The organism is Paenibacillus luteus (assembly GCF_006542765.1).
In the GTDB taxonomy this organism is placed as follows: Bacteria; Bacillota; Bacilli; order Paenibacillales; family Paenibacillaceae; genus Pristimantibacillus; species Pristimantibacillus luteus.
On sequence record NZ_SKCD01000034.1, the window covers coordinates 1 to 23007 of the forward strand.

The following is a 23007-nucleotide window of genomic DNA, read 5'->3' on the forward strand; positions in this document are numbered from 1 at the left end:
TGGAAAGCTAACAAACTAGGTGATGTGGTCATGTCGGTCTAGTAAAATACTTACTTTATTGAAAAATGAAAAACGATGAGAACGTGAGTATGAAGCAGATAGACTCCATAATTAAGGGGCCGAACCGGTTGTTCCAATGTAGGTTATGTACAGAAACCAACTGACATTCCATTGTACAGGATGTATTTATACCTAGGTAATTGTTCACAAAAAACATTGAAAACTTAGATGAGATTTATAAAACGCTAGTAGGTGCGTCTAAAAGCGTATCTCTTTTTTAAATTTATATTAAGAATTAGGAAAAAGGAATTACTTGAACTTGCGTCGAAAGTCATAATAAGGAAAATTTTCAACTTGGAGGAATGAACAGAATGGGGTTTTGGTCTTTATTTACTACCTGGTACTTTTTTGTTTTTTATATTGCTGCAATGTTAATCGGTGGTACCTATCAATATATCAAAATATATTCTAAATATTCGAAGGCTAAGACAGCTGCAGATAGTGTGGTTATTCAACTAGAAAATCTGAAAAATGACAATAATATAGTAGATCGATTTAATAATATGGATGAATGGATTAAAAGCCAAAACAATGAATACATAACAAGATGTTTAGAACCAAGTTGGAGAACATTTTATAAAAAGTTTATGGACTATCAACGAAATGGATTAAGTATTACTCCAGATGTTTATGATTATTTTCACGAAGATATTTTTATTCAAAAGTACGGAAATCGAAAGCTAGCCGAATTGGTACCAGGATTGTTTTTAGCGGCCGGTATCATCGGTACATTCTTAGGTATAGCAACGGGTGTATCTGGTCTGGACCCTAACGGAGATTCCGCTGCAATGAAAAGTGGAATAGGTCTGCTTTTAAGTGGTATGAAGGTAAAGTTTATGTCTTCTATAGCAGGTATTCTCGCTTCAGCAGTATGGCAATATGTTGATAAAAAGAGGAACTTACCTGTTTTACAAGAGAGCTTTCATAGGATTCGTCAAAGTATGGACGATGCTTTTCCAACACAGGAAGAGAGCACCGTTCTATTTCGGATGCTTCAAAACCAAGAGAAGCATATGCAAGATTTTCAAGTGTTTATGTCTGAACAATTAATTCCTCAGATGATGACAGGATTCACCGATGCGCTAAGTCAGTCGATCTTGCCTCCATTAGAACAGACTCAGACGTTGATGGGTGAGCTTATAAGTAATGCAAGTGCAAATCAAATGGATGGTGTGAAGCAGTTAACCACCGAGGTTATGAATTCATTAAATGAAATCACAGGTGAGCACATGAAAAATTTAGGGGAGGCTCTCCAATCAACAGTAGAATGGCAGAAGCGTGTTCATGAAGAGATGAGCGCTTTAGTCGATTCCATGCAGCAGTCTGCACAACATCAATCTGAGATGGTGGAGAAGACAACTGTATTAACTGAGGAAATCCATAATTATACGGAAAATATTACGGACTATCAAAAAGTGCTTGAAGGTACAGTAGCCCAGTTAAACGATACCACGTCCAAAAACAGTGAGCTACAAGTTGCTGTTACAGGTCTCCTTGAACGGATGGTAGATGAGAGAAATGTATTTCATAATCATTTTGACGATCATATTGGTCGTTTACAGTTAAATGTGGAATCTATCGTGTCACAGTCAGAAATTCAAGTTACTGTTCAAGCACATCTTGAACAGAATTTGCAACGAATGACTGATATGTCAGAAAGTCAGCAGCTCCTAGTCTCAGCACTTTCCGATCAAGCATCTCTCGCTAAGCAATCAGGAGAGGAATTAGGACGATTAGTTTTGCGTTTTGAGAATAACGCGTCTTTATTTACAGAATTGCAGGCTGGCGTTGGAGATTTATTGGAGCAAACGGCAGAAGAGAGAACAAGAGTCGATCAGTTAATCATTAACATTCAAGAAGATCTTGTTAAGCAAGTCGAATTAATGGATAATCGCGTACAAATTATGACTTCTGTATGGGAAGAAAATAGCAGTGTTATGACTAAAATGAATAACCAATTAGGAACATCAATGAATCAATTCACCGATGATATGCATCGTGGAATCACGCGTACATTCGAACAATTCGACGAAGAATTAACAAAGTCCGTGAATTTGTTAGCTAAGGGTGTAGATTCTATGCGAGATGGACTAGTAGAATTGCCAGAGGTCATACAAGAATTAAAGCAATCTGTTATAGAGATAAATAAGCAGGCTAAACGTGCTACAGCGATTTTATAAAGAGAGAGGAAGATAGGTAGTGGCACGAGGTTTTCGTAATATAAAACGGCATTCTCAAACAGCTCACGAAGATGAGAAGGAAAGCTCTTGGATCTCTTATACGGATCTCATGTCTGCTCTATTAATAATATTTGCGTTAGTCATAATGGTGACGATGTATGACACTCAAAATGCTTATGAACAGCAAATAGAAGCCATGGAGCAGACGGCTGAAGCGATTAAACAGAAAGAAGATGCCATTACACAAAAGAACAAACTCATTGAAGAAGTTATCGGTGTCAAATCGAGAATTATTCAGGAGTTGGTAATGGCTTTTAAAGACTCGAACTTAGACTTGCAAATTGATCAGCAAACAGGAGCAATCCGGTTCTCAGGAGGCGTGTTTTTTGATAAGAAAAGCAGCACGGTGTCATCTAACGGAAACGATTATCTCATACAATTCATTCCTCAATATATAGACATTTTATTATCGGATCAATTCCGTAATGAAATTGCCCAAATTATTGTCGAAGGACATACGGATAGCGATGGTGGATATTTGTATAACCTTAAACTGTCGCAAGACAGAGCATTGTCTGTTGTACAACAGGTTTTTAATCCAGCGTTTCCAAAGTTTAAATATCAAGAGGAATTAAAAACCGTTGTAACGGCGAATGGTCGGTCGTTTAGTGTTCCCATCTTAGATGCTAGCGGTAAAATGGATCTCAATAAATCAAGACGTGTGGAGTTTAAATTTCGTCTCAAGGACGAGCAACTATTGGAGAAGCTTCAAGGGCTGATGGTGGAAGATGGACAATAACACCTATATTTTCAACTTTACTTTTACTCCAAAGAAGTTGTCTGAAGCAAGGAAAACAGTACAGAAACGTTATGAAGATATTGATATGCTTACAGCATCACAAGTTAGTGGTCTGCGGTTGCCGAAACTATTGGAGTTAATTAGGAAGACGCTAGAAGATGAAATTGAAAAGCTAGCACAACAGCTTAATAAAACAGACATTATGGTATTACTATACCAATATCCTCATTTTGCAGAGTCCAATGACACGCAGAAGAAAATTAATCTTGTGATAAGCAATCATTATAGTCCAACAATTGGCTCATATGTATGGGGCTTGTTTCAGCATGAATATCAGAATATTTATGTACAGGATCTTCTTAGAAGATTCTTTGCAATCGATCAATTTGATTTTTTACATGTTAATAATGAAGCCGTTACAAAGGGGTTCGTAACATCATTAACAAGTAGTGAAGGAATTGCTCCGAGTATGGTGCAGATGTTTACAACTGGAAAGTTAAAAACGGAGCAGCTTTTAAAAACCATAAAGATTAAGTCGGAGTCTCCGATAGAAGACTTCTTGTTATTCCGAATGCTTCAAAACGGATTGTTTAATGATGAAATATTGCGACGTGACGGTGAAGGATTCATATGTCAATTACTTGAGCGCTATCCTATTCAGCAATATCAAGAGTTAATTAAATCATATTTGGAAGCTAGAAATCATGAGGAGTTTCATCCGAAGCTGCTAGAACAAGCGATTAAACGGTTGCATGATCCACGAGAGAGAATGGTCGATTGGGAGTTTCTGTCCGAATCAGCAATGAATGAAGTTAATAGATGGCTTCTTGAAATTGAATTAAAGAAATTCTTTGAAGGGGATGCAAACCGTCGGTTTGAATATTGGAAGAGATATCTGCATTACATTAAAAATGTCGTTCAGTTAAAAGGCAGGAACGATCCTAAAGTAGCTTTTATATATTTTCAAGATGTTGTTGTAGTTGAGTTTGGTAATATTGGTGCCGCATATTTTTATCACAGAAGAGGATTCGACCAGTACATCTTAAGTCGAACAACCGGTACTGATTTCGGAAGAAAAAGTGTAACAGCGAAAGAAAATCTTCTTAAAGAAACGGATAGGAGAAAGTATGGCGAGCCTCTCTTTATTCATAAACTCGGACATCATGGTTATTTTGAAACATGGACAGCTAAGTTCACACGTCATATGCAAGAATATATGGATGGATATTACGATTATTCGGAGTGACATAAAATATGAGTTGGTGGAATCGCTTATCTGGTAAGGACAAACAGCCTCTATACGATCCTGTGCAGTGGATTTTTGAAAAGCAACAGAAAGGATTAGATATTCGTTTATTTCGTGCTCATGATAATAAACCAATTACACTGCCAATAAATATGACAGTTGCAGAGCTTAGACAACAGCCAGCTCTTGAGACGCTAGAGCTCGTAGAGAACATGTGGTTTGAAGAATGGTTAGTTCAAACCGAACAAGGGTATTTGCTACCCTATGATAAGCTTATTGAAGCGCCATCGGAAATTAGGAAAGCAATGGATGTTCCTGAGCCGGTACAACTCAACTTGGCTCTAGGGCATGAAGGAGCGGTAGGCGCCGCGCATTTTCGATTTATATTGGAGATGCATTATGAGGGATGGAAGCATCTCGAAAGAACCTCACAATTAATAGGGCCTTGGCTTAAACTACCTGACCGTAATTGGCTTTTAATGAATCCAGAACAGTATCAACTTCAACAATTAATAAATGTAGCTCCTAATCCCATGGATAAGGAACGGATATTTGAATATGTAGCCCAGGTTCGCTCTGAAGCTAAACGCTTAAACATTCAGATGGGCGTTTATTTAGACAAACAAGAATATAAATTTGCAGATGGGTTAGATGTTGAGGTTAATTTCAGCGGGGAACAGCTTGAATTTAATCCACTTTATACGTCTAATGACCATATTCCATCTAGTCTGCTCAAAAAAATGAGTGAAGGAAAGTCATCCTTTGCTAATGATCCGGAACACGGAAAGATATTTATTTCTTCCGATGTGGCAAAGAGAGCAGAGCGGGTTCGAGTGATGGATGTCATTCAAGGACAAGATATTCCAAGATTTGCTGAGAACCCAGAAGCTTTTTTACCAGAAGTAGAAGGGCTTGATTTATCCCTCTTTGGCGAACGTGTCAGAGCATTAGGCATAAGGGTGTATAAAGCACAGCCTTACGTCCATGCATCGGATAAAGGACGCGGTTGGTTTGAGCTGGAGACTGGTATATCAATAATAGATGGAGAAGGTGAGATCAAACATTCCTATACTCCTGCAGATTTTGAATCTTTAATTGAAGGGTCAAAGGAGTCTGGCAATGAGTATTTTAATATGGATGGAGAATGGATTAAAGTCCCTCATAATATGAGCGAATTTGCTGAAGCTTCTGAACGAATGCAGCAGACTTGGGGAGACACGCCTAGGGTTGATGTAACTAAGCTACCCTATGTTCTTGAAATATTCGATAACATTGGACAATTGGAATTTAATCAACCGATCTTAATTGCGCAACAGGATATGGTAGATCAAGGAGTATTGGATAGAGTTCCGCCATCTCTATTCGGAGCATCATTAAAACCATTTCAAGAGGATGGTTTTGTATGGATGAAATCTTTGCATTACCGTAATCTTGGAGGACTGCTTGCAGATGATATGGGGTTAGGGAAAACGATTCAAGTTGTATCGTTGTTAGCTTATCTGCAGCAAGTTGGAAAACTAACTCCAACACTCATCGTCGTACCAAAGACTTTGATTGATAACTGGGTTGGAGAAATCGAGAAGTTTGCCAATCCGCTTACAAAGCAGATTTATGTGCATGGTGGAACATCCAGGGTTAAGGATCCAGAGGTTTTGAAAAAGACTGGAATTACTCTCACGACGTATCAAACATTAGTACGTGATCAATTGGCATTCGGACAAGTTGAGTGGCAATCAATTATTTGTGATGAAGCACAAGCTATTAAAAATCCATCAACTGCAGCTAGTAAAGTAATTAAGGCTATGAATACGAAATTTAGACTTGCGCTTACAGGGACTCCTGTAGAAAATGGGCTCAGTGAATTGTGGTCAATCTTGGATTATGTACAACCGGGATTATTAGGAAGCCTAAGTGAATTCAAAAAAGAATTCATTGATAAGCTCGAAGCAGAAGAACGCGATCTGGTAACTGAACAGAATCTTCTTGCACGTATATCCATGGTATATAAACGTCGGACAAAGTCTGAGGAGTTAGCAGGTCAGCTTCCTTCAAAAAGCGCATTAGAACTACCTATTCCATTAGGTAAGGAGCAGAAACAGCTTTATTCCGATGTAGTCTCTCAAGTAAAAGCCAAGCGCATGTCAGGCCTACAAGCCATTCAGGTACTGCGTGAGCTGTGTTCTCATCCAGGATTAGTGCATGAACAATTCAAAAAGTTACCAGTCAGTGCGGTTCCTAAGCTGGCTAAGACAATGCAGATTATACAAGAGGTTCAACTTAAAGGCGAGAAGGTATTGATTTTCACAGAATTGAGGCAAATGCAAGAGCTGCTTAGAGATGCTATTCGTGAACAATTTGATATCAATCCTTCTATTATTAACGGTTTAACTGAGAGAAGGCAGAACCATGTGGATCTCTTTAATCGAAGGTCTGGTTTCGATGTTATGATCTTGTCTCCAAAAGCTGCTGGAACCGGACTTACAATAACTTCCGCAAATCATGTGATTCACTATACGCGCTGGTGGAATCCAGCGGTAGAAAATCAGGCGACAGATCGCGTATATCGAATTGGACAGGAGAGGCCTGTACAAGTCTATTATCCAATTGTTACGGATGAGGAATACATTCTTAAAGCGGGCACAGTGGAGCAGATTGTACATCGGATATTAGGCGAGAAGCAGGAGTTAGCTTCATCTATTATCGTATCCAGCCATAAGCTAGATGTAGAGAGTGAAGTAATGGAAAGTATGTTTGGGTAATTCGAAAACAAAATTATAATTTATGAAAAGATGTTAATTTAATGACGAATTGTCAAACTAGGTGTTAAACTTCTGCCACGAGGGCTTCGTGAGTCGAATAATGAAACCTGGTCCAGTTTGAAGTAGAGTATAATTACGTAACGATTGTGTCATCAAAGGAAATATGGATTATTTTAGGAAAGTGAAATTGTCGAGAATCACTAATACTACAGAAGCCCCTATGATTAAGCAAGATCTATCGCTAGACCAACGCCAATTTGAGATTAAGACCGCGATTCAGGTGGTAGATGTCATTGAAACATCTGAGGGAATCAGGCTTTAAAATGACTTTGGGCTATATCTACTCTCATTTGATTATACGTGTTTTTATTGTTATCCGTCAGAAAAACTGATTTCGACTATTATAAAGTGTCGAATGGGAAAGTTGATTTAGGCAAAGATTGGATTATCACTTTCACAATCATAACGGATTCGCTTGGCGATGTTTTTGTCGTCACTTTTTGAATGAAAATGGAGTAAAACCGTAAAACTGCTGGCTCGGTTCAAGGAATATGCAACAGGCGCATATTGCCAATTCTTTCTTCTGCTGACCTTGAGTTAATTTGGCAGACATACGTTTTTCTATGTAGACTTCGCCTAACTGATTTCCGTGAAAGCGTGGTTCACCGACCTCTATCGGGAAATCTACAAGCGCTCTTGTGGCTACAAACGACGGAAAGAATTTTCGTTATCTGCTCCACATCTGATTTCTGAAATGCTGGATCAGACGATTGCTTCAGAGATTTCTACAGCTTACGTACTCATGGACAGTCGCTTAATGCATTCGCCCCTAGTTCAGAGAATTGTCGATCACTGACTGAATGTGCTTGGCAAGATTAAAAACGATAACAAGTTCAATCCGTTCACGGACAACGGATGGATTTTGAAGCTCTTACCAAGCTACCTTGCAAGTCAAAGGAAAGCACCGGGACTCGGCGAATTGTTCATTACATTGTTATGAGATCAGCTCCTTGGATAGGGTGGTTGCCCTGCAACAATTGATAAAATTGAAGAATGAATTCGCTGTTTAAATCAGGCAGAAGTTATTTAAGTTAACTTCAGCACAGAATTTTTGCGTTGTCCAGTTGTATAAAGTCTTACCTGCTGATTTCTTGCTGCGAAAGTTGTGTTGTATAATAACAAAGGATAATAATGGTTGTTGAGGAATTCTATTATTATTGATTGACAGAACAAAAAATTCAGTCATAGGGGAAATTGGGTTGGATGAGATGTACTCAATGAGCGTAGGCAGTTTGTTTGCAGGTATCGGCGGTTTTTGTACCGCATTTAAAAGGGAAGGCTTTCAAATCGCATGGGCTAATGAATTTGATAAGTCCGCGTGTGAAACATATAGATACAATAATCCTAAAGTTGACTTACATGAAAAGTCGATAGAAGGACTTTCGGTGAATATGGATAAATTGAATCCAGTTGATGTTTTGACTGCCGGATTTCCGTGTCAGTCTTTTTCAGTTGCTGGAAACCAACTGGGTTTCGAGGATCCGCGTGGTTCATTATTTTTTCAAATTATTAGGCTAATAAAAGAATTCGGTAATGAGAAACCCAAAATTATCGTATTAGAAAATGTTAAGAATCTTATATATCATGATTCCGGTAGATCAATTCGTCGATTAGAAGAAGAGCTAAGGAATGCAGGGTATTGGTTTCGAGTGAATAAAGACCTGAATGGTCATTTATTAAACTCTACTCCCAATGCTAAGGTGCTGAATACGAAAGATCATACTACTATTCCTCAAAATCGTGAACGGCTATACATGGTTGCGTTAAACAGCGATTATTTCAAAAAAAACAGGTTTAAATTTCCGGATGAGAGAACCGTACCGCTCGCGGATATTCAATCCTTTTTTGATAAGTCACAAAAAGGCGAAGCTGAACTGTATTTTGAGTCTGGAAGTAAATATGAAACACTGTTTGCAGATGCAATTAAGGAGGCTAAAAAAGAAGGACGTCATGACTCTGTTTATTTACTAAGGCGTATTTATGTAAGGGAGAATAAAAATAACTGTGCCTTTACTCTTACAGCAAATATGGGGAGCGGTGGCCATAATGTACCAGTCATTGAAGATGACTGGGGGATAAGAAAGCTTACTCCGCGTGAATGTCTTAGATTACAGGGGTTTAAAGATCATGAGTTCTCATTCCCAATTCAAATGGCAAAAACAAAACAATATAAGCAGATAGGCAATGCTGTAACGGTCGATCTTGTTCAACTATTGGCAGCTCAATGTAAAAATCAATTAATAGCCGAAGAGAGGACTAAAGTATATGATAGGTTGGAGTTTTCCATCTAATAATTACGGTCAAACGACCGGTTTAAATGATGCTGGCATCGAGACATTCAAAGGAAATACTTGGGATTCACTAGCTCGCGAGATAAATCAGAATTCATGCGATGCGAAAGGTGATGACAGTACTCGTCCCGTAGAAGTAGAATTCAAATTAGAACTTATTAAAAGGACTGATATTCCGGGTCATGAACAGTTTGTTCAAATTTTAGAATCCTGCTTTGAATTTTGGAAGGGAAACGCGAAAACTGAAATTTTTTTTTCAAACGCAGTAAAGCTAATGAGCGAAGATCGGATTCCTTTTTTAAAAATCAGCGATTTTAATACGACTGGATTAACGGGCTCATCTGAACTGGATCGAGGAGGTTGGCATAACCTGATTAAATCGGTTGGTTCTTCAGATAAAGGGTCAAAATCTGGTGGCTCCTTCGGCATTGGTAAACATGCCCCCTTTGCTTGCTCACAGTTAAGAACTGTCTATTATGGAACACTAGATAAAAATGGTAATCGAGCATTTCAAGGAGTTTCAAAACTAGTAACTCATAATGGAAGTAACGGAGAGCCAACGCAGGGAACTGGTTATTTTGGCATTAAGGATCGAAACAGCCCTATTCATGAACTTGAGGGGTTGCATACATTTTTCAAACGTGAAGAGATGGGAACAGATATTTTTGTAGCGGGCTTCATGGTAGAAGCGGACTGGGAGATAAAGGTTATTAAGTCTGTATTGGAAAATTTTTTTGTTTCAATTCTCGAGCAAAAACTAGTAGTAAAAGTAGGAGACACACTAATTAATTCAGCAACGATGGCAGAATTAATTAATCGATACATTCGTCAAGATTCCGATTGTCTGTCGGCATCATACTTTGATGCATACACCTTATCTAATCGTCATTATTTCTATGAAGAAAATTTTTTAGGTCTTGGACGTATTGAGTTATTCGTATTGCCAGGTAAAGACCTTCCTAAACGTGTTGCTATGGTACGGCAAACGGGGATGAAAATCTATGATAAAGGAAATTTTAGAACTCCTTTCAAGTTTGCGGGTGTCATGATTGCCAAGGGTGATGAATTGAACTCTTTCTTAAGACAATTGGAACCTCCAACGCATATTGCTTGGGAAGCAGAACGTCATGATGATCCTGAGCTCGCTAAAAGTAGAATTCGTTCTCTATACGCTTGGATAAACGATAAAGTAAAGTCTATAGCTATCCAAGATAATGTAGAGGAGCTTGATGTTGAGGGGTTAGGTGATCATTTACCAGATTATGTAGGTGATGATCAGCCTGTAAGTATGTTTAATTCACCTAATAAACAACCGTTGGTGTCAAAGGAAATTGAATTGGATATTGTAAGGCGGCCAATGGCGACTACCGTACTTGTAGTTAATGAAGAAGTAGCTGCTACAAGCGATCAATCGGTGTTTAACTCTGAAGATGAAGAAACGAATTCGGAAAGTGGAGATGAAAATTCCGATAAAGATTCTAATAACGAAGAGAATGATGACGATGTCACAGACGATAATGTCGTTGAAAAACCTGAACAAAAGAATGACGAGAGGAAAAACGATGCTCCTAAGAAATCGTTGAAACTCAAACATTTGCGTGTATTTTGTACGAATGCATTAAACGGAGAGTATAAGATTAGCGTGCAGTCAGACGATAATGGATTAGGCTATCTCAGTGTTAAAATAGCAGGTGAAGTTGGTGGCGAGCTTGCAAATATCAAGTCTGCTGTAATGGAAGGTATGCAGGAGCCGCTTAACGTTGGCGATGGCAGAGTAGGTCCCATTAGTTTTCTAAAGGACAAGAAATGCAATGTTATTATTAAGCTTCAAAGATCTAAACGTTGTGCATTGGAGGTGTCTATCCATGCAAATTAATTTCAGACAGTATCCTCATCCTGTGCTCTCTTATTTTTCAGATGATGTTCCTGATGTCGATTTTCAAACAGCTCTGAAACCGACTAAGACTCATAATACTTATATATTCGACGCATCCGCGATTACAAGTTGCGACGGGTTGAGAGAATATGTGGTTGATAGGAAAGCAAAATATGCTTTCCATATTGAATGCCAGAGTACTCGATACAGAAGGATGTTCACATCGTTTGAGGATAAGTTTTCTTTCGAGATAAAAGCAGACGAGCTTAATGGAAAAGTGGAAATATGTTCGTTTATTATTTCCACAGCTGATAACGATCAGTATAGATTGGAAGAGTTTCATATTGATTACGGAGATCATTACTTTTCGATAAAAAAGGGCGATATATTGGCCATCGATAATGAACGGGTTTTTTATGCAGATAACGATATAGATCCGCTTCAAAAAATCCCATCAATATTCTCAGTAGTGCCAAACTATAATGATGATGCTTTACCGATGGATTTTGATGCTTCAGGTAACAAAATTGTCGTCTCCTTGTCCCCTGAAAATTTTGAGCGCTATAAATATTTATCTGTGGATCAAAATTTGCAACCATTGCTGTCAGCATTAATTATTGTTCCGTCTCTTGTATCATTAATTGAATCTATTAAGGGAATAGAAGATGCGCTTGAATATGAAGATTGCCGCTGGTATCAAGTGATTAAACAAAAACTGAAAAGTCTCAATATTAATCTTGCTACTGCTACAGACTCGACAGTGATTATTGCTCATAAGCTAATTGGTGACCCGTTAACGCATTCACTAGCTGCCATTGAAAACTTGGAAGCGGAGGACTAAGGTAAATGAACCTGGAATATATTGAATCAAATTATTTAGATCAACTGAAATTAAATGTTAAGACTAATATCCAACATTACTTAGAAGAGGCATCTTGGGTGAGTTCTTACTTTGAAGGGCAAGAATGGTCACGACCGACGAAATTTAGATTTCACGAGATAGATCTGCTTTTGCCTCAGAGCGCCACGCAACATTATGATCTGGAAAATACGAAACGATTATTTACTGCTTTCAAGGAATTAACCATTTCTCAAGCAATAGATGAACGGTTATGGGCATATCTTACCCATAAAGTTTTTTGGAACTATATGAGTAAACGGTGGTCGGTTGATACATATTTGGAAAAAGAAGATCCTTCGTCTGTTATAAGAGAAAGGTATTTTTTTATGGCGAATAAGGATAGAGCTTTGACTCGGAACGGTATATCTCGATTATGGTGGTACGGATACATTTCCTATGACGAGACGAGAGATGATCCATTCGAACTGACCAAAATGTTGCTTTCAAAGTTGGATATAACACAAAACGTCATAGAGCGCAGCTTCTCTAGAAATAGAATCATTACTAAGTCAATTTTAAGTTTTTTAGTGAATATCGAAAAATCTGATGTTCAAGACCCCACGCGAAACGAATTTAGGGAATTAATGAAATATCTAAATCAACTTGGGGGAGTAACCGTATTGGATTCTTACTCCCAAGAGGAACTTGAACAATTGCTTGTGGAGGAGTTAAATAACCTACGAGTCTTGTAGAGAAAACCGTGCAGAAATGCACGGTTTTTGTCATTATTTCTCGTAGCAGGAATATGCCAAACTGCTATAATAGTAGGATGAATAGCAATGAGAGTTGGTGTAGTAAGATGCAAAAGGACAAATTAAATGTAGTTGATTTGTTCGCTGGGGCGGGCGGACTGAGCGCCGGGTTCAGACAAACAAATAAAGTGAATGTGATAGTTGCGTTTGAGAATAATAAATGGGCGCAACAAACTTACCTAAAAAATCATAAAAATGTGAAAATGTTCGGAGATGTGACTAAAGAACTAGATGACTTGACGAGATACTTAGATGCTCATGATTTAAAGGCTAATATCGTTTGTGGCGGTCCGCCTTGCCAAGGTTTCTCAAATGCCAATAGGCAGAAAGTGAGTTTCTTGTCCACCAATAATGAATTGGTTAAAGCTTACGTTAAAGCAATTGAGCTGATGGATCCCGACGCATTCGTTATGGAGAATGTCAAAATGCTGCAGTCGTCAAAACATAAATTCTTCTTAGCCAAAGGAGAAGAAAAAACGATTTCAATGTTAGGAATTGAATTGAAGAGCGAAAGTGTTATTCTTTCCAAAAGGTCGGAATTGGTGGATTCATTAATGAAGTTCTTGAAAAATTATAATCAAATAAACACTGAAATGTTAGAGAAATATAAAATCACAGATGATAAATTTTTTTCGAAAATATCTCATCTAGTTAGAAAAGAAAAACAGTTCGCGGAATACGCAGATAGAGGGAAGACATATCTATTTAGTCAGCTAAACAAATGGGATAGTTTTCATCAAACAGATTGGAACGACAATTACACGGAGTTATGGTTGAATTTGAAAGAAAACTTTCAAGATTATTTCAACGGTAACTTTTCACTTGAAGCTCAGATAATAGACTCGCTGAAGGAAATAATTGAAGTCCAAAAACTACTCAACAAAATGTGCGAAATAGTGCAAAAACAAATTGATTTTGAGTACTGCGAACCAAGTTTAATGGAAGTGTTTATTAAGGTGAAGACATACGGCGTATTAGATTATTTGAAAGAAAGTTTTACTCAATTGGGATATGTCTTCAATAATGAACGTGAAGAACTTATTCTGAATGCAGCAGATTTTGGAGCTCCACAGGTCAGAGAGAGATTGTTTATTATAGGAGTTAAAAAAGAAAAATTGAATGAAAATAAAATGAATATTGTGACACTCCCTAAGGCTATAATAACAAAAGAAAATCGTTATACAGTGAAAAATGCTATTGAGGATTTGAGGCATATAGAGCCGGAAACGATAATGAATAGTGATCTGAAAATAAAACCTGAACGAAAATCAACCAACCTATTGTCAAGATATCTGAATGCTAATACTAACGAATTACACAATCACATATGTACAGAAACCACAGAAATAGCTTTAGAAAGATTTAAGAAAATAGATGAAGGAAAGAATTTTCACCATCTTGCGGAAAAAATGAAAACAACCTATTCAAATCCGAATCGAACCCAGAATACTGTCTACCTGCGTTTAAAATATAATGAGCCGTCTGGAACAGTTGTAAATGTAAGAAAATCAATGTGGATTCATCCTAGAGAGGATAGGGCAATCAGCATTAGGGAAGCTGCTCGGCTACAAACATTCCAAGATAATTTTGTGTTTGTTGGCCCAAAGGATGCCCAATATCAACAAGTTGGGAATGCGGTTCCACCATTGCTAGGAAGAGCAGTCGCTGAGCATGTTCTTTTTCTGCTTGGTATGGAACCTGAGGAGGAACTAGTGCATATTATTGTTCCTAAAACAGCTAGTTTAGTATGAAAAACCATCTCTACTTATGCAATTATGACTTAGCATAAGTAGAGATGGTTTTTTTATTATACAAGCAATTTGCAGCCATAGGACAGACATTACATTGTGGGTTATTTGCCACACATACTAACCCTGCAAAATCTAATATCGCAAGATTATAGTTCTTATAGTTTGCATATCTCGGAAATTTATCCCTAATGTCAGCTACCAATCTTTTATCAGTTCTCGGTCTAGAACAATGAGATGATAAGTTGAAGTATCTGGTGAACAATCGAATAACGTTTGTATCAATAGGTATAGTATTTTGGCCGAAACCGTAACAAAGAACTGCATTTGCGATATAATCTCCGATACCTCTCATGCTGATTAATTCACTATATTCAGATGGTACAATGCCGTTAAAGTTTTCATAAATATGAATTCCGGCAGCATGCAACCTATCAGCACGATAGCTTAGACCAAGTGGTGCGATAATTTTTTTGATGTCCGCACTTACAGCTGCAGAAAGATTCTCTGGTGTTGGATACAGTTCTATGAGTCTCCAATAAACAGATTCTACTTTTCTGACATGAGTTTGCTGTAATAAATATTCTGCAATTAATACATGAAATGGATTTTTTGAGATTCGCCATGGGAACTCACGGCAATTATAGTTAAACCATCGCAATAAAGTTGACCAAAAGAAATAGTTAGAATTCATATTCATCACCTTATTTCTACTATAGTGCATAAAGTCAATCATTAACTATAGTAGATTAATTCCAAAAAAAACATATGTTCGTTTTACACTTAGTCTTATAGTCTGATATCCTAATACTAGGAATATTTTACTATATGACTGAAGGAGCGAGAAAACTGAAGCGCGGCAAAAAAACAACATTGATAGAGGATTTTGATATCGTTACGCCTGAAGCTTCTCCAGTGATTCAGTCCTTACGAGCGATCGGTTATTCGTTAGAAACTGCAATTGCAGATCTTATTGACAATAGTTTGGATGCAGGCGCAAAAATGATAAAGGTTGATATGATTTGGGAAGAAGAAGGAAGCTATGTTCGGATTGAAGATGATGGTAGAGGTATGTCAGAAGACGAATTAGTGGTTGCTATGCGATTAGGTTCTAAAGATCCATCTGCTGAAAGAGGGAGCAAAGAATTAGGTAGATTTGGAATGGGATTGAAAACTGCTTCTTTTTCTTTGGGAAAGCGATTAACGGTCTCCTCCAAACTGGGAGGAAAAGTAAATGTTCGTTGCTGGGATTTGGATACTGTTAACGAAACAAATGAGTGGAAGCTTAGGAAACAAGCATTTATTGATTCATTAATTTGCTTGGATACCGTATCTACCCGTACAGGAACAGTTGTTTTAATTGAGAAACTCGATAGGTTAATAAACCCACCATATACTGGTCATAAAAGAAATAAATTTTTTAGACAGTTAAGTATATTGGAGCTACATCTTCGAATGGTATTTCATCGTTTTTTATCGGGTTTGCAAAAAGTAAGCATTATTCTTAACGGGAATGTATTAGCACCATGGGATCCCTTTTGCAGTAAGCTTCAGCAAACACATGAATTGGGCGATGAGTCTATCGTTAATGATGACAAAGTGATACATATCGAGGGGTATGTTCTTCCTCATCATAGTAAGATAAACAAAGAACAGTACCAGGAAGCAAAAGGTCCTGAAGGTTGGTACGATCAGCAAGGATTTTATATTTATAGAAATAAGAGATTGCTTCTGGTAGCAGGCTGGCTTAATTTATTTCCCAAGGAAGAGTCTACTAAGCTTGCGCGAATTAAAATTGATATTGGTCAAGACTCGGACTTTGATTGGCAAATTGATGTTAAAAAATCGGTTGCCAGACCACCTCAAGAAGTAATTGAAGCGCTAAAGCGATGGGGAGAGAAAGCAAGGACGTTATCTCAAAAGGTGTTCTATCATAGAGGCATATCGGGAACCAGTAGTAAGAGGGATGGGAAAAAAGATCAAGAGATCGATTTTCTTTGGTCTCAGACAACGAGAAACGATAGGGCTTACTTTCAGATACATCGGGAAAACCCATTATTAACGAAAATAAAAAGTGCCATTGATGAGGATACCGATGCAATGCTAACGGCATATCTTAGTATGCTTCAAGAGTTTTGTCCAATAAATACTTTTACGTATGTTCCGGCTACTCCTACTAAAGAGCTAGATGAAATTACGGATGAAGATGCGAAACAAATACGAAAAATACATGCTATCTATCAAGAAATGGCTATCCCTCTTACAAAGTTAATTTCAACGATCAAAGACATGCCGGCATACAACCGGTACTCAGAACAATCGATTAGACAAGTGATACAGGGGGGAAAGTAGATGATAGGATTAGGCTTTGAAGATTACAAGCAGTCATTGCTCCCGATCTTAAAGGTAAAACTTGCTGAACCGGCTGCCGGAGAATTAAACGCGGTCGTCGAGGCTGTAGTTACCAAATATCAATTAGTTTTAGAATTCAATGATGAAATGAAAGAGAAGTTAATTGAAAACCTGAGAACAAGTTTTAATACAACTGTATCACTCCCCTCAGTATTACGTGGGAGCGGGTATCATTTATCTTGGTTAAACAGCGTAAAAGAAAACAAGGATTTAAAACATTGGAATCGATATAAATATTATTTGCGATCAATGAAAATGTGGCCTGAGCTCGTTATTGATTCATTGGACGAAACGTCAGATGAAATTTTGGATTTATGCGGAGACCCGACGTCGGGTGAACCATTTGATCGACGAGGGTTAGTCATGGGTTATGTGCAATCCGGCAAAACTGCTAACTTTACAGGTGTTATAAACAAAGCGTTTGACGTTGGATATCAAGTAGTTATCGTTCTCGCCGGTTTGCATAATAACTTAAGAAGTCAAACGCAAATCAGGCTCGATGAGGAAGTCATTGGATTTACGATGAAACGCCAGCAGGTAAGAGATCGTTTCGTAGGTGTTGGATTACTCAATGGATATCAATTCACGGATGTGAAATCGCTAACTAATTCTGATAACAATGGCGATTTCTCTATTAGTAAAGCAGGCTCAATGTTTAGTCCACCAATTCTACTTGTCGTAAAAAAAAATAAGACAGTATTGACGAACTTATTAAACTATTTGCAAAAGAAGAGCCCTTATGCAGTCAAGAAAGAGGGAGTAGCGCACAAAGTTGTGAAGGAATTGCCGCTGCTCATTATTGATGATGAAGCAGACCAGGCAACGGTAAATACGACCGATATCTATGAAGATAATGACAATACAATTATTAACCCTGAATATGATCCATCTACAATTAATAAACTTATTCGGGATATTTTCCATACGTTTGAAAAGCGTTCTTATGTAGGATACACAGCTACCCCGTTTGCTAATATGTTTATCGACAGAGATTCCCAGTCGAAAGATCATGGAGATGATCTATTCCCCAGAGACTTTATATATGGACTACCAAAGCCAAATAGTTATGCTGGTCCTGCAGAATATTTTAATGTTTACGATAACGAGGAGGAGCAACAAGGCGCGTTAGTTAGGACCGTCATCCATGAAGAAGATTTTGTTCCGATAAAACATAAAAAGGATCGCATACCTGGTGATATACCGATATCATTAATTGAGAGTATTTACGCTTATTTGATTGGGACTGCTTTGCGGAGACTAAGAGGTCAAGAAAAGAAACACAGTTCGATGCTTGTGCATGTGACCAGGTATACAGAAGTTCAAAATCGCGTATATCGAAAAATAAACGATTACGTTGAATCGATTAAAGATGCCATCCGATACGCTAGAGGAAATTCGGAGCAAGAACGAGACATGCAGTCTCTTTATGAAAGTGACTTTATGACGACATCGAATTCAAGGCCTGACGGTGGGGAGATGTTTAATTGGGAAGCTGTGAAAAAAGAAATTCCGAACGTACTTCTTAAGCTAAGGGTAAAAGAAATAAACGGGAAAAGCTCGGATGTTCTTGAATACGAGGAACATAAGGATGGGCATTATGTGTTGGCTATAGGTGGAGATAAGTTATCTCGCGGACTCACGTTAGATGGGCTTATTGTCAGTTATTATTTAAGAACGACAGATAAATACGATACGCTTATGCAAATGGGGCGTTGGTTTGGATATCGCGAGGGGTATTTTGATCTATGTCGCATTTACACAACTTCAGAGCTATCAGATTGGTTCTATCATATAGCTGTTGCAACAGAAGAACTTCGTGGACAATTAGAAGACATGTCTGAAACGGGGCAAACCCCTGAACAATATGCGTTGGAAATTAGCGTGCATCCGGATATGGACATAACAAGTCCAAATAAGATGAGAACAGGACGTGTTAGACACACATCGTACAGTGCTAGTTTAGTTCAAACAACCGTTTTTGAAAACAAAAAAGAGGCATTTCGAAGTAATTTTGTGGCTACTGAAAACTTAATTAAACGATTAGGTGGTTTGGGAGAATCGACAACAAAGGGAAGCAACGACAATATCTATTGGGAAAATGTCAAATCGACATTTATTCTATCGTTTCTGGAACAATATCATACTCCCTCCTTCATTTCGAGGGTTGATACGAGAAGCTTGAAGCAATATATTGAAAGTTGTAATGAATTAAATGAATTGAAAAACTGGACTGTTGTTATAATCAATCCCGGTCAAGAAAGTGCTAGAAAAATCGACGATGTCAAGCTCAATTCAGGAGTTAAGCGTAAAGGGCAAACAAATTATGATATGAGTTCGCAAAGTCTTTCCATTAAAATTTTGACATCGGAAGGGCATGAATATGCTGATTTCAGTGCAGAAGAGCAAAAAGAGGCTAAAGCGATTGTTGATCATGTTGAAGAAGGAAACAAAAAGAAACATAAAGCTAATTTACACGCTAAAGCACGAAGCATACGTAAAGAGACTAATGGCTTATTATTGTTGTACCCAATTGAAACAAAATCAGCATCAACTTATGATGAAGGTGTTATGGCTAAAGCAGCTAAGTATCTAGGGCTAACAGAGAATGATTTGCCAATCGGATTTGCAATTTCATTCCCAAGAAGTAAAATTGCCCATAGCACTAGAGCGGTGCTCGTTAATAAGTCAATTATTGGAGAATGATTATGTACGATATTAAATCCATAATTTCAAATCTTCGATTCGATATGAGCTATTCGCGGGATAATTATCGAATAAGCAATCAGTTAGTGCTTAGAGAGTTGCGAAATGCATACAGGGAAGTTTTTTTCTTGGCGGTAGAACCGCTAGAGGAAAAGTTAATGCTTGTTATTCCGATTACCAGTAAAATGGGTCCGCTACAGCTTAAATACTTTCCCACATGCCAAGGAACAAAAGTGCAGAAAGTGCTTTTTGATAAGATCGGGCCCCTGAACAATAAGCAAAGCGTAACCGTTATTCAAACCAGTAGTGCGAACGATTTGTTTGAATCATTTGTAACAAATTTATTGGAATCTTTATGGGAAGTTGAAGCTGAATGTGTTTATGTTGAGGCACAAAAATGTATGCAACAGTGGCAACAATTTTTCAGTAAAATTAATAATGGAGGACTTTCTTTGGAAGCGCAGAGAGGCTTATATGGTGAACTGTATTTGCTAAGGTATTTTCTGAAGAAAGAGTGCCATCCTGATATCGTTATGAACTGGCAAGGACCATTCCGCAAACATATCGACTTTCTATTCGATGGTATAGGACTAGAGGTAAAAACGACTTTCTCAGTTAAGCCGATTAAGGTTACGATATCAAGTGAATATCAACTTGAAGCCAAGGAACTAGAACTGCTATATTTAGTCGTTCTCCAGTTGGAAGAGGCGGAGAAAAGTGGAGAAACATTATTTGAAATAATCTTGGAAATACGAGAGCTATTGAGTGAATGGCCAACCTACAGTAAACAGTATGAAACAGCTCTACTAGCAGTTGGATATCATGACGTGCAACATGAACTATATTCAATTGATCGATATAATGTGAACGAAATCTTATACTTTCGTATAAACGAACAATTTCCGAAAATAACTACAGAGATGATTCCAAATCATGTCGTAAATGTACGCTATGATATTTTATTAGAAGGCTTAAGCGAATTTCAAACAGATGAATCGATATTTATTAATACGATCCAGGGGATGCAATCATGAGCTTACAAGAATTCACACATCAGTTCTATCAGAATATTAATGAAGATTTGAAGATAAGTTCGGATAGTGCAGAAGAAGCATTCGTCAAACGAATGTGTAGTGACCTTTCTGAGTTTAATGTAACGCATGATGTACAGCATAGTTTTTGGCAAAAAGTTTCAAGTGGCATTAAAGTGAATGCATACAGCTATAATGATGATGATTCAAAGCTTAGCTTATTTATTGCTGTGCACGAAATGCCGTATAGCGTTCAAAAAACAATAAGTAAAACGGAAATTGAAAAAGGTGTAAAAAGAGCAATTAAATTTTATGAGCAATGCGCTACTGGAAAAATAAAGGACTTCATCGAAGAATCTAATGGCGATGTTTGCGATCTAGCTACGATAATTGAACAAAACTCTACGACTCTACAACTGGAGATTTTTTTGCTTACGAATTGTATTTATAAAGCAAACCAAACCATTGATTTGAAAGTAAAGGGAGTCCAAGATATCTCTATTCAGATATGGGATATCGAACGTCTTTATCAGCTTTCTAATGAAATGGAAGAAGCATCAACTTCATTTACAATAAACATTTCTGAGGACTTTGAAGAGAAAGTCAGCTTATTAAAGGTGCCAAAACAACATGCTGCCAATCCATTAGAGGTTTTTATTGGATATGTATCTGGAATGTTACTTGCTAAAGCGTATGACAAATTCGGTCAGAGGCTAATCGAGCGTAATGTAAGATCTTTTCTTCAAGCAAAAGGAGCTGTCAATAAAGGAATTAAAGCAACGCTTCAAGACAATAAGGGCTTGTTTATTTCTTATAATAATGGAATATCAACGACTGCTGAAAATGCAGATTTTGAGGTGGTTGGTGAAGGAATGTCGGAACTTCATAATCTAAAATCCATGAAGGGATGGCAAATTGTAAACGGTGGTCAGACAACGGCATCACTTCACCATGCATGGAAGCTAGGTATTGATATTAGCGGCGTCTATGTTCAAATGAAATTATCGGTCTTAAAGACAAGTGATGAGGGGATGGTTAACGAACTTATCTCAAGTATATCTCAATATGCAAACACTCAAAATAAAATCTCATTATCAGATTTAGGTGCCAATAACTCGGTTCATATTCATCTAGAGCAGTTATCTAGGAATGTGTGGGCCCCTGAACCTACGGGGAGAAAGTCTGAATGTGCTTGGTATTATGAAAGAGCGCGAGGACAATATCTGGTCGATTATAATCGTCAAAAAACGAAAGCGCAAAAGGATAAGTTTAAGAAGCAATTTCCAAAAGAGAAAGTTATCTCTAAGACGCAACTATCTAAATACTTTATGGCGTGGGAGCAAAAACCGCATATCGTAAGTAAAGGAGCAGAAACCAATTTTGCTGAATTTATGTCTTATGTTAAGAAAAGTAAATGTGCGATAGATGCCCAATTCTATAAAGAAGCAGTAGCCAAGGGGATTATATTTAATGAGACGGATAGAATCGTACAAAAAATGAATTTGCCGGGTTATAAGGCAAATGTAGTTGCTTATACGATAGCTTTGCTTTCAACCAATGACAATTCCAATCATATTTCGCTGATTGAAACATGGAATAAACAAGAAGTAAGCCCTGCTGCGAGATATTATTTAGAGAAGACAGCAGAACTTGTTTGGAAATTCATTTCGAACCCTTCTGCTCAAGGGACAAATATTAGTCAATGGTGTAAACGTGAAGAATGTTGGCTGGAAATGAAACTCAGATGTTCGTTACCAATATTAGAAATGTTGGAGGGAGGTAGTCAAGCTTCTGCCTCGAAGCAAGAAAAAGTCGCTGAGGCTACTGCTTCATATGAATTAGAGGATGAATTTACAGAATTATTAGCAATACTGAGGTCAGCGAACTTGGAGATCATTGACAAACGATTGAATGGAGGGTGTCTATGGGTCATAGATAGTCCTAACTGTCAGAAACAGATGAAGGCTTTGGCTAAGAAGGGCTATGGATTTAATTTTAGCCCTAATGGTGGAAAGACTACAGGAAACAAGGCAGCATGGTTTATTAAAGCCAATTAGCTCTGAATCTATTAATTATATGATCATTCGATTTCTAATCAACCGGCGTCTATAGGGTCTTCTTAAATGATTACTGGGTATGTAATTTTTTTATCTTTTCTCCTAAAGTTGCGGGATATCTTTTTTATATTC

General features: G+C 37.7%; 14 protein-coding genes. 13 read left to right on the forward strand and 1 reads right to left on the reverse strand.

Annotated features, from left to right (window positions below; genetic code table 11):
• Nucleotides 1-371 precede the first annotated feature (371 nt).
• From E0496_RS24340 to E0496_RS24380, 9 genes are all read left to right on the forward strand, one after another.
• The gene (locus E0496_RS24340; RefSeq protein WP_141504375.1) at nucleotides 372-2240 is read left to right on the forward strand and encodes a hypothetical protein; all 1869 of its coding nucleotides are present in this window, start codon (nucleotides 372-374) and stop codon (nucleotides 2238-2240) included.
• 19 nt (nucleotides 2241-2259) lie between these two features.
• On the forward strand, nucleotides 2260-3039 hold the full coding sequence (locus E0496_RS24345) for an OmpA family protein (protein ID WP_241674965.1): 780 nt from the start codon (nucleotides 2260-2262) through the stop codon (nucleotides 3037-3039).
• Nucleotides 3029-4285 (forward strand): hypothetical protein, encoded by a 1257-nt coding sequence (locus tag E0496_RS24350; protein ID WP_141504376.1) that lies wholly within the window; start codon nucleotides 3029-3031, stop codon nucleotides 4283-4285. Before E0496_RS24345 ends, E0496_RS24350 begins: the two co-directional genes overlap by 11 nt.
• 8 nt (nucleotides 4286-4293) lie before the next feature.
• Complete coding sequence (locus E0496_RS24355) at nucleotides 4294-7044, forward strand: DEAD/DEAH box helicase (protein WP_141504377.1); 2751 nt, start codon at nucleotides 4294-4296, stop codon at nucleotides 7042-7044.
• Between the two features lie 1268 nt (nucleotides 7045-8312).
• Nucleotides 8313-9395, forward strand: a complete 1083-nt coding sequence (locus E0496_RS24360) for a DNA cytosine methyltransferase (RefSeq protein ID WP_241674970.1) — start codon at nucleotides 8313-8315, stop codon at nucleotides 9393-9395.
• Entirely contained in the window at nucleotides 9370-11271 is a 1902-nt protein-coding gene (locus tag E0496_RS24365; RefSeq protein WP_141504378.1) for a hypothetical protein, read from the forward strand. Before E0496_RS24360 ends, E0496_RS24365 begins: the two co-directional genes overlap by 26 nt.
• Nucleotides 11261-12112: a hypothetical protein gene (locus tag E0496_RS24370; protein ID WP_141504379.1), complete on the forward strand. Its 852-nt coding sequence runs from the start codon at nucleotides 11261-11263 to the stop codon at nucleotides 12110-12112. The genes E0496_RS24365 and E0496_RS24370 overlap by 11 nt, the downstream gene beginning before the upstream one ends.
• 5 nt (nucleotides 12113-12117) lie before the next feature.
• Complete coding sequence (locus E0496_RS24375; protein ID WP_141504380.1) at nucleotides 12118-12864, forward strand: DUF6339 family protein; 747 nt, start codon at nucleotides 12118-12120, stop codon at nucleotides 12862-12864.
• A gap of 107 nt (nucleotides 12865-12971) precedes the next feature.
• Entirely contained in the window at nucleotides 12972-14675 is a 1704-nt protein-coding gene (locus E0496_RS24380) for a DNA cytosine methyltransferase (protein ID WP_141504381.1), read from the forward strand.
• Nucleotides 14676-14697: 22 nt separating this feature from the next.
• Here E0496_RS24380 and E0496_RS24385 read toward each other — a convergent pair whose 3' ends face one another.
• A complete protein-coding gene (locus E0496_RS24385; protein WP_161601550.1) occupies nucleotides 14698-15366 on the reverse strand; it encodes an HhH-GPD family protein in 669 nt (222 codons plus the stop codon).
• A 134-nt stretch (nucleotides 15367-15500) separates the two neighbouring features.
• Between E0496_RS24385 and E0496_RS24390 the strand changes: the two genes are divergently transcribed.
• The 4 genes from E0496_RS24390 to E0496_RS24405 are packed head-to-tail and all read left to right on the forward strand — an operon-like array spanning nucleotide 15501 to nucleotide 22875.
• A complete protein-coding gene (locus E0496_RS24390) occupies nucleotides 15501-17024 on the forward strand; it encodes an ATP-binding protein (protein WP_141504383.1) in 1524 nt (507 codons plus the stop codon).
• On the forward strand, nucleotides 17025-19787 hold the full coding sequence (locus E0496_RS24395; protein ID WP_141504384.1) for a Z1 domain-containing protein: 2763 nt from the start codon (nucleotides 17025-17027) through the stop codon (nucleotides 19785-19787).
• A gap of 44 nt (nucleotides 19788-19831) precedes the next feature.
• Nucleotides 19832-20821, forward strand: coding sequence for a PD-(D/E)XK motif protein (locus E0496_RS24400; RefSeq protein ID WP_277755882.1), 990 nt, complete (start codon nucleotides 19832-19834; stop codon nucleotides 20819-20821).
• Nucleotides 20818-22875, forward strand: coding sequence for an AIPR family protein (locus tag E0496_RS24405; protein ID WP_141504386.1), 2058 nt, complete (start codon nucleotides 20818-20820; stop codon nucleotides 22873-22875). The genes E0496_RS24400 and E0496_RS24405 overlap by 4 nt, the downstream gene beginning before the upstream one ends.
• The last annotated feature ends 132 nt before the right edge of the window (nucleotides 22876-23007 follow it).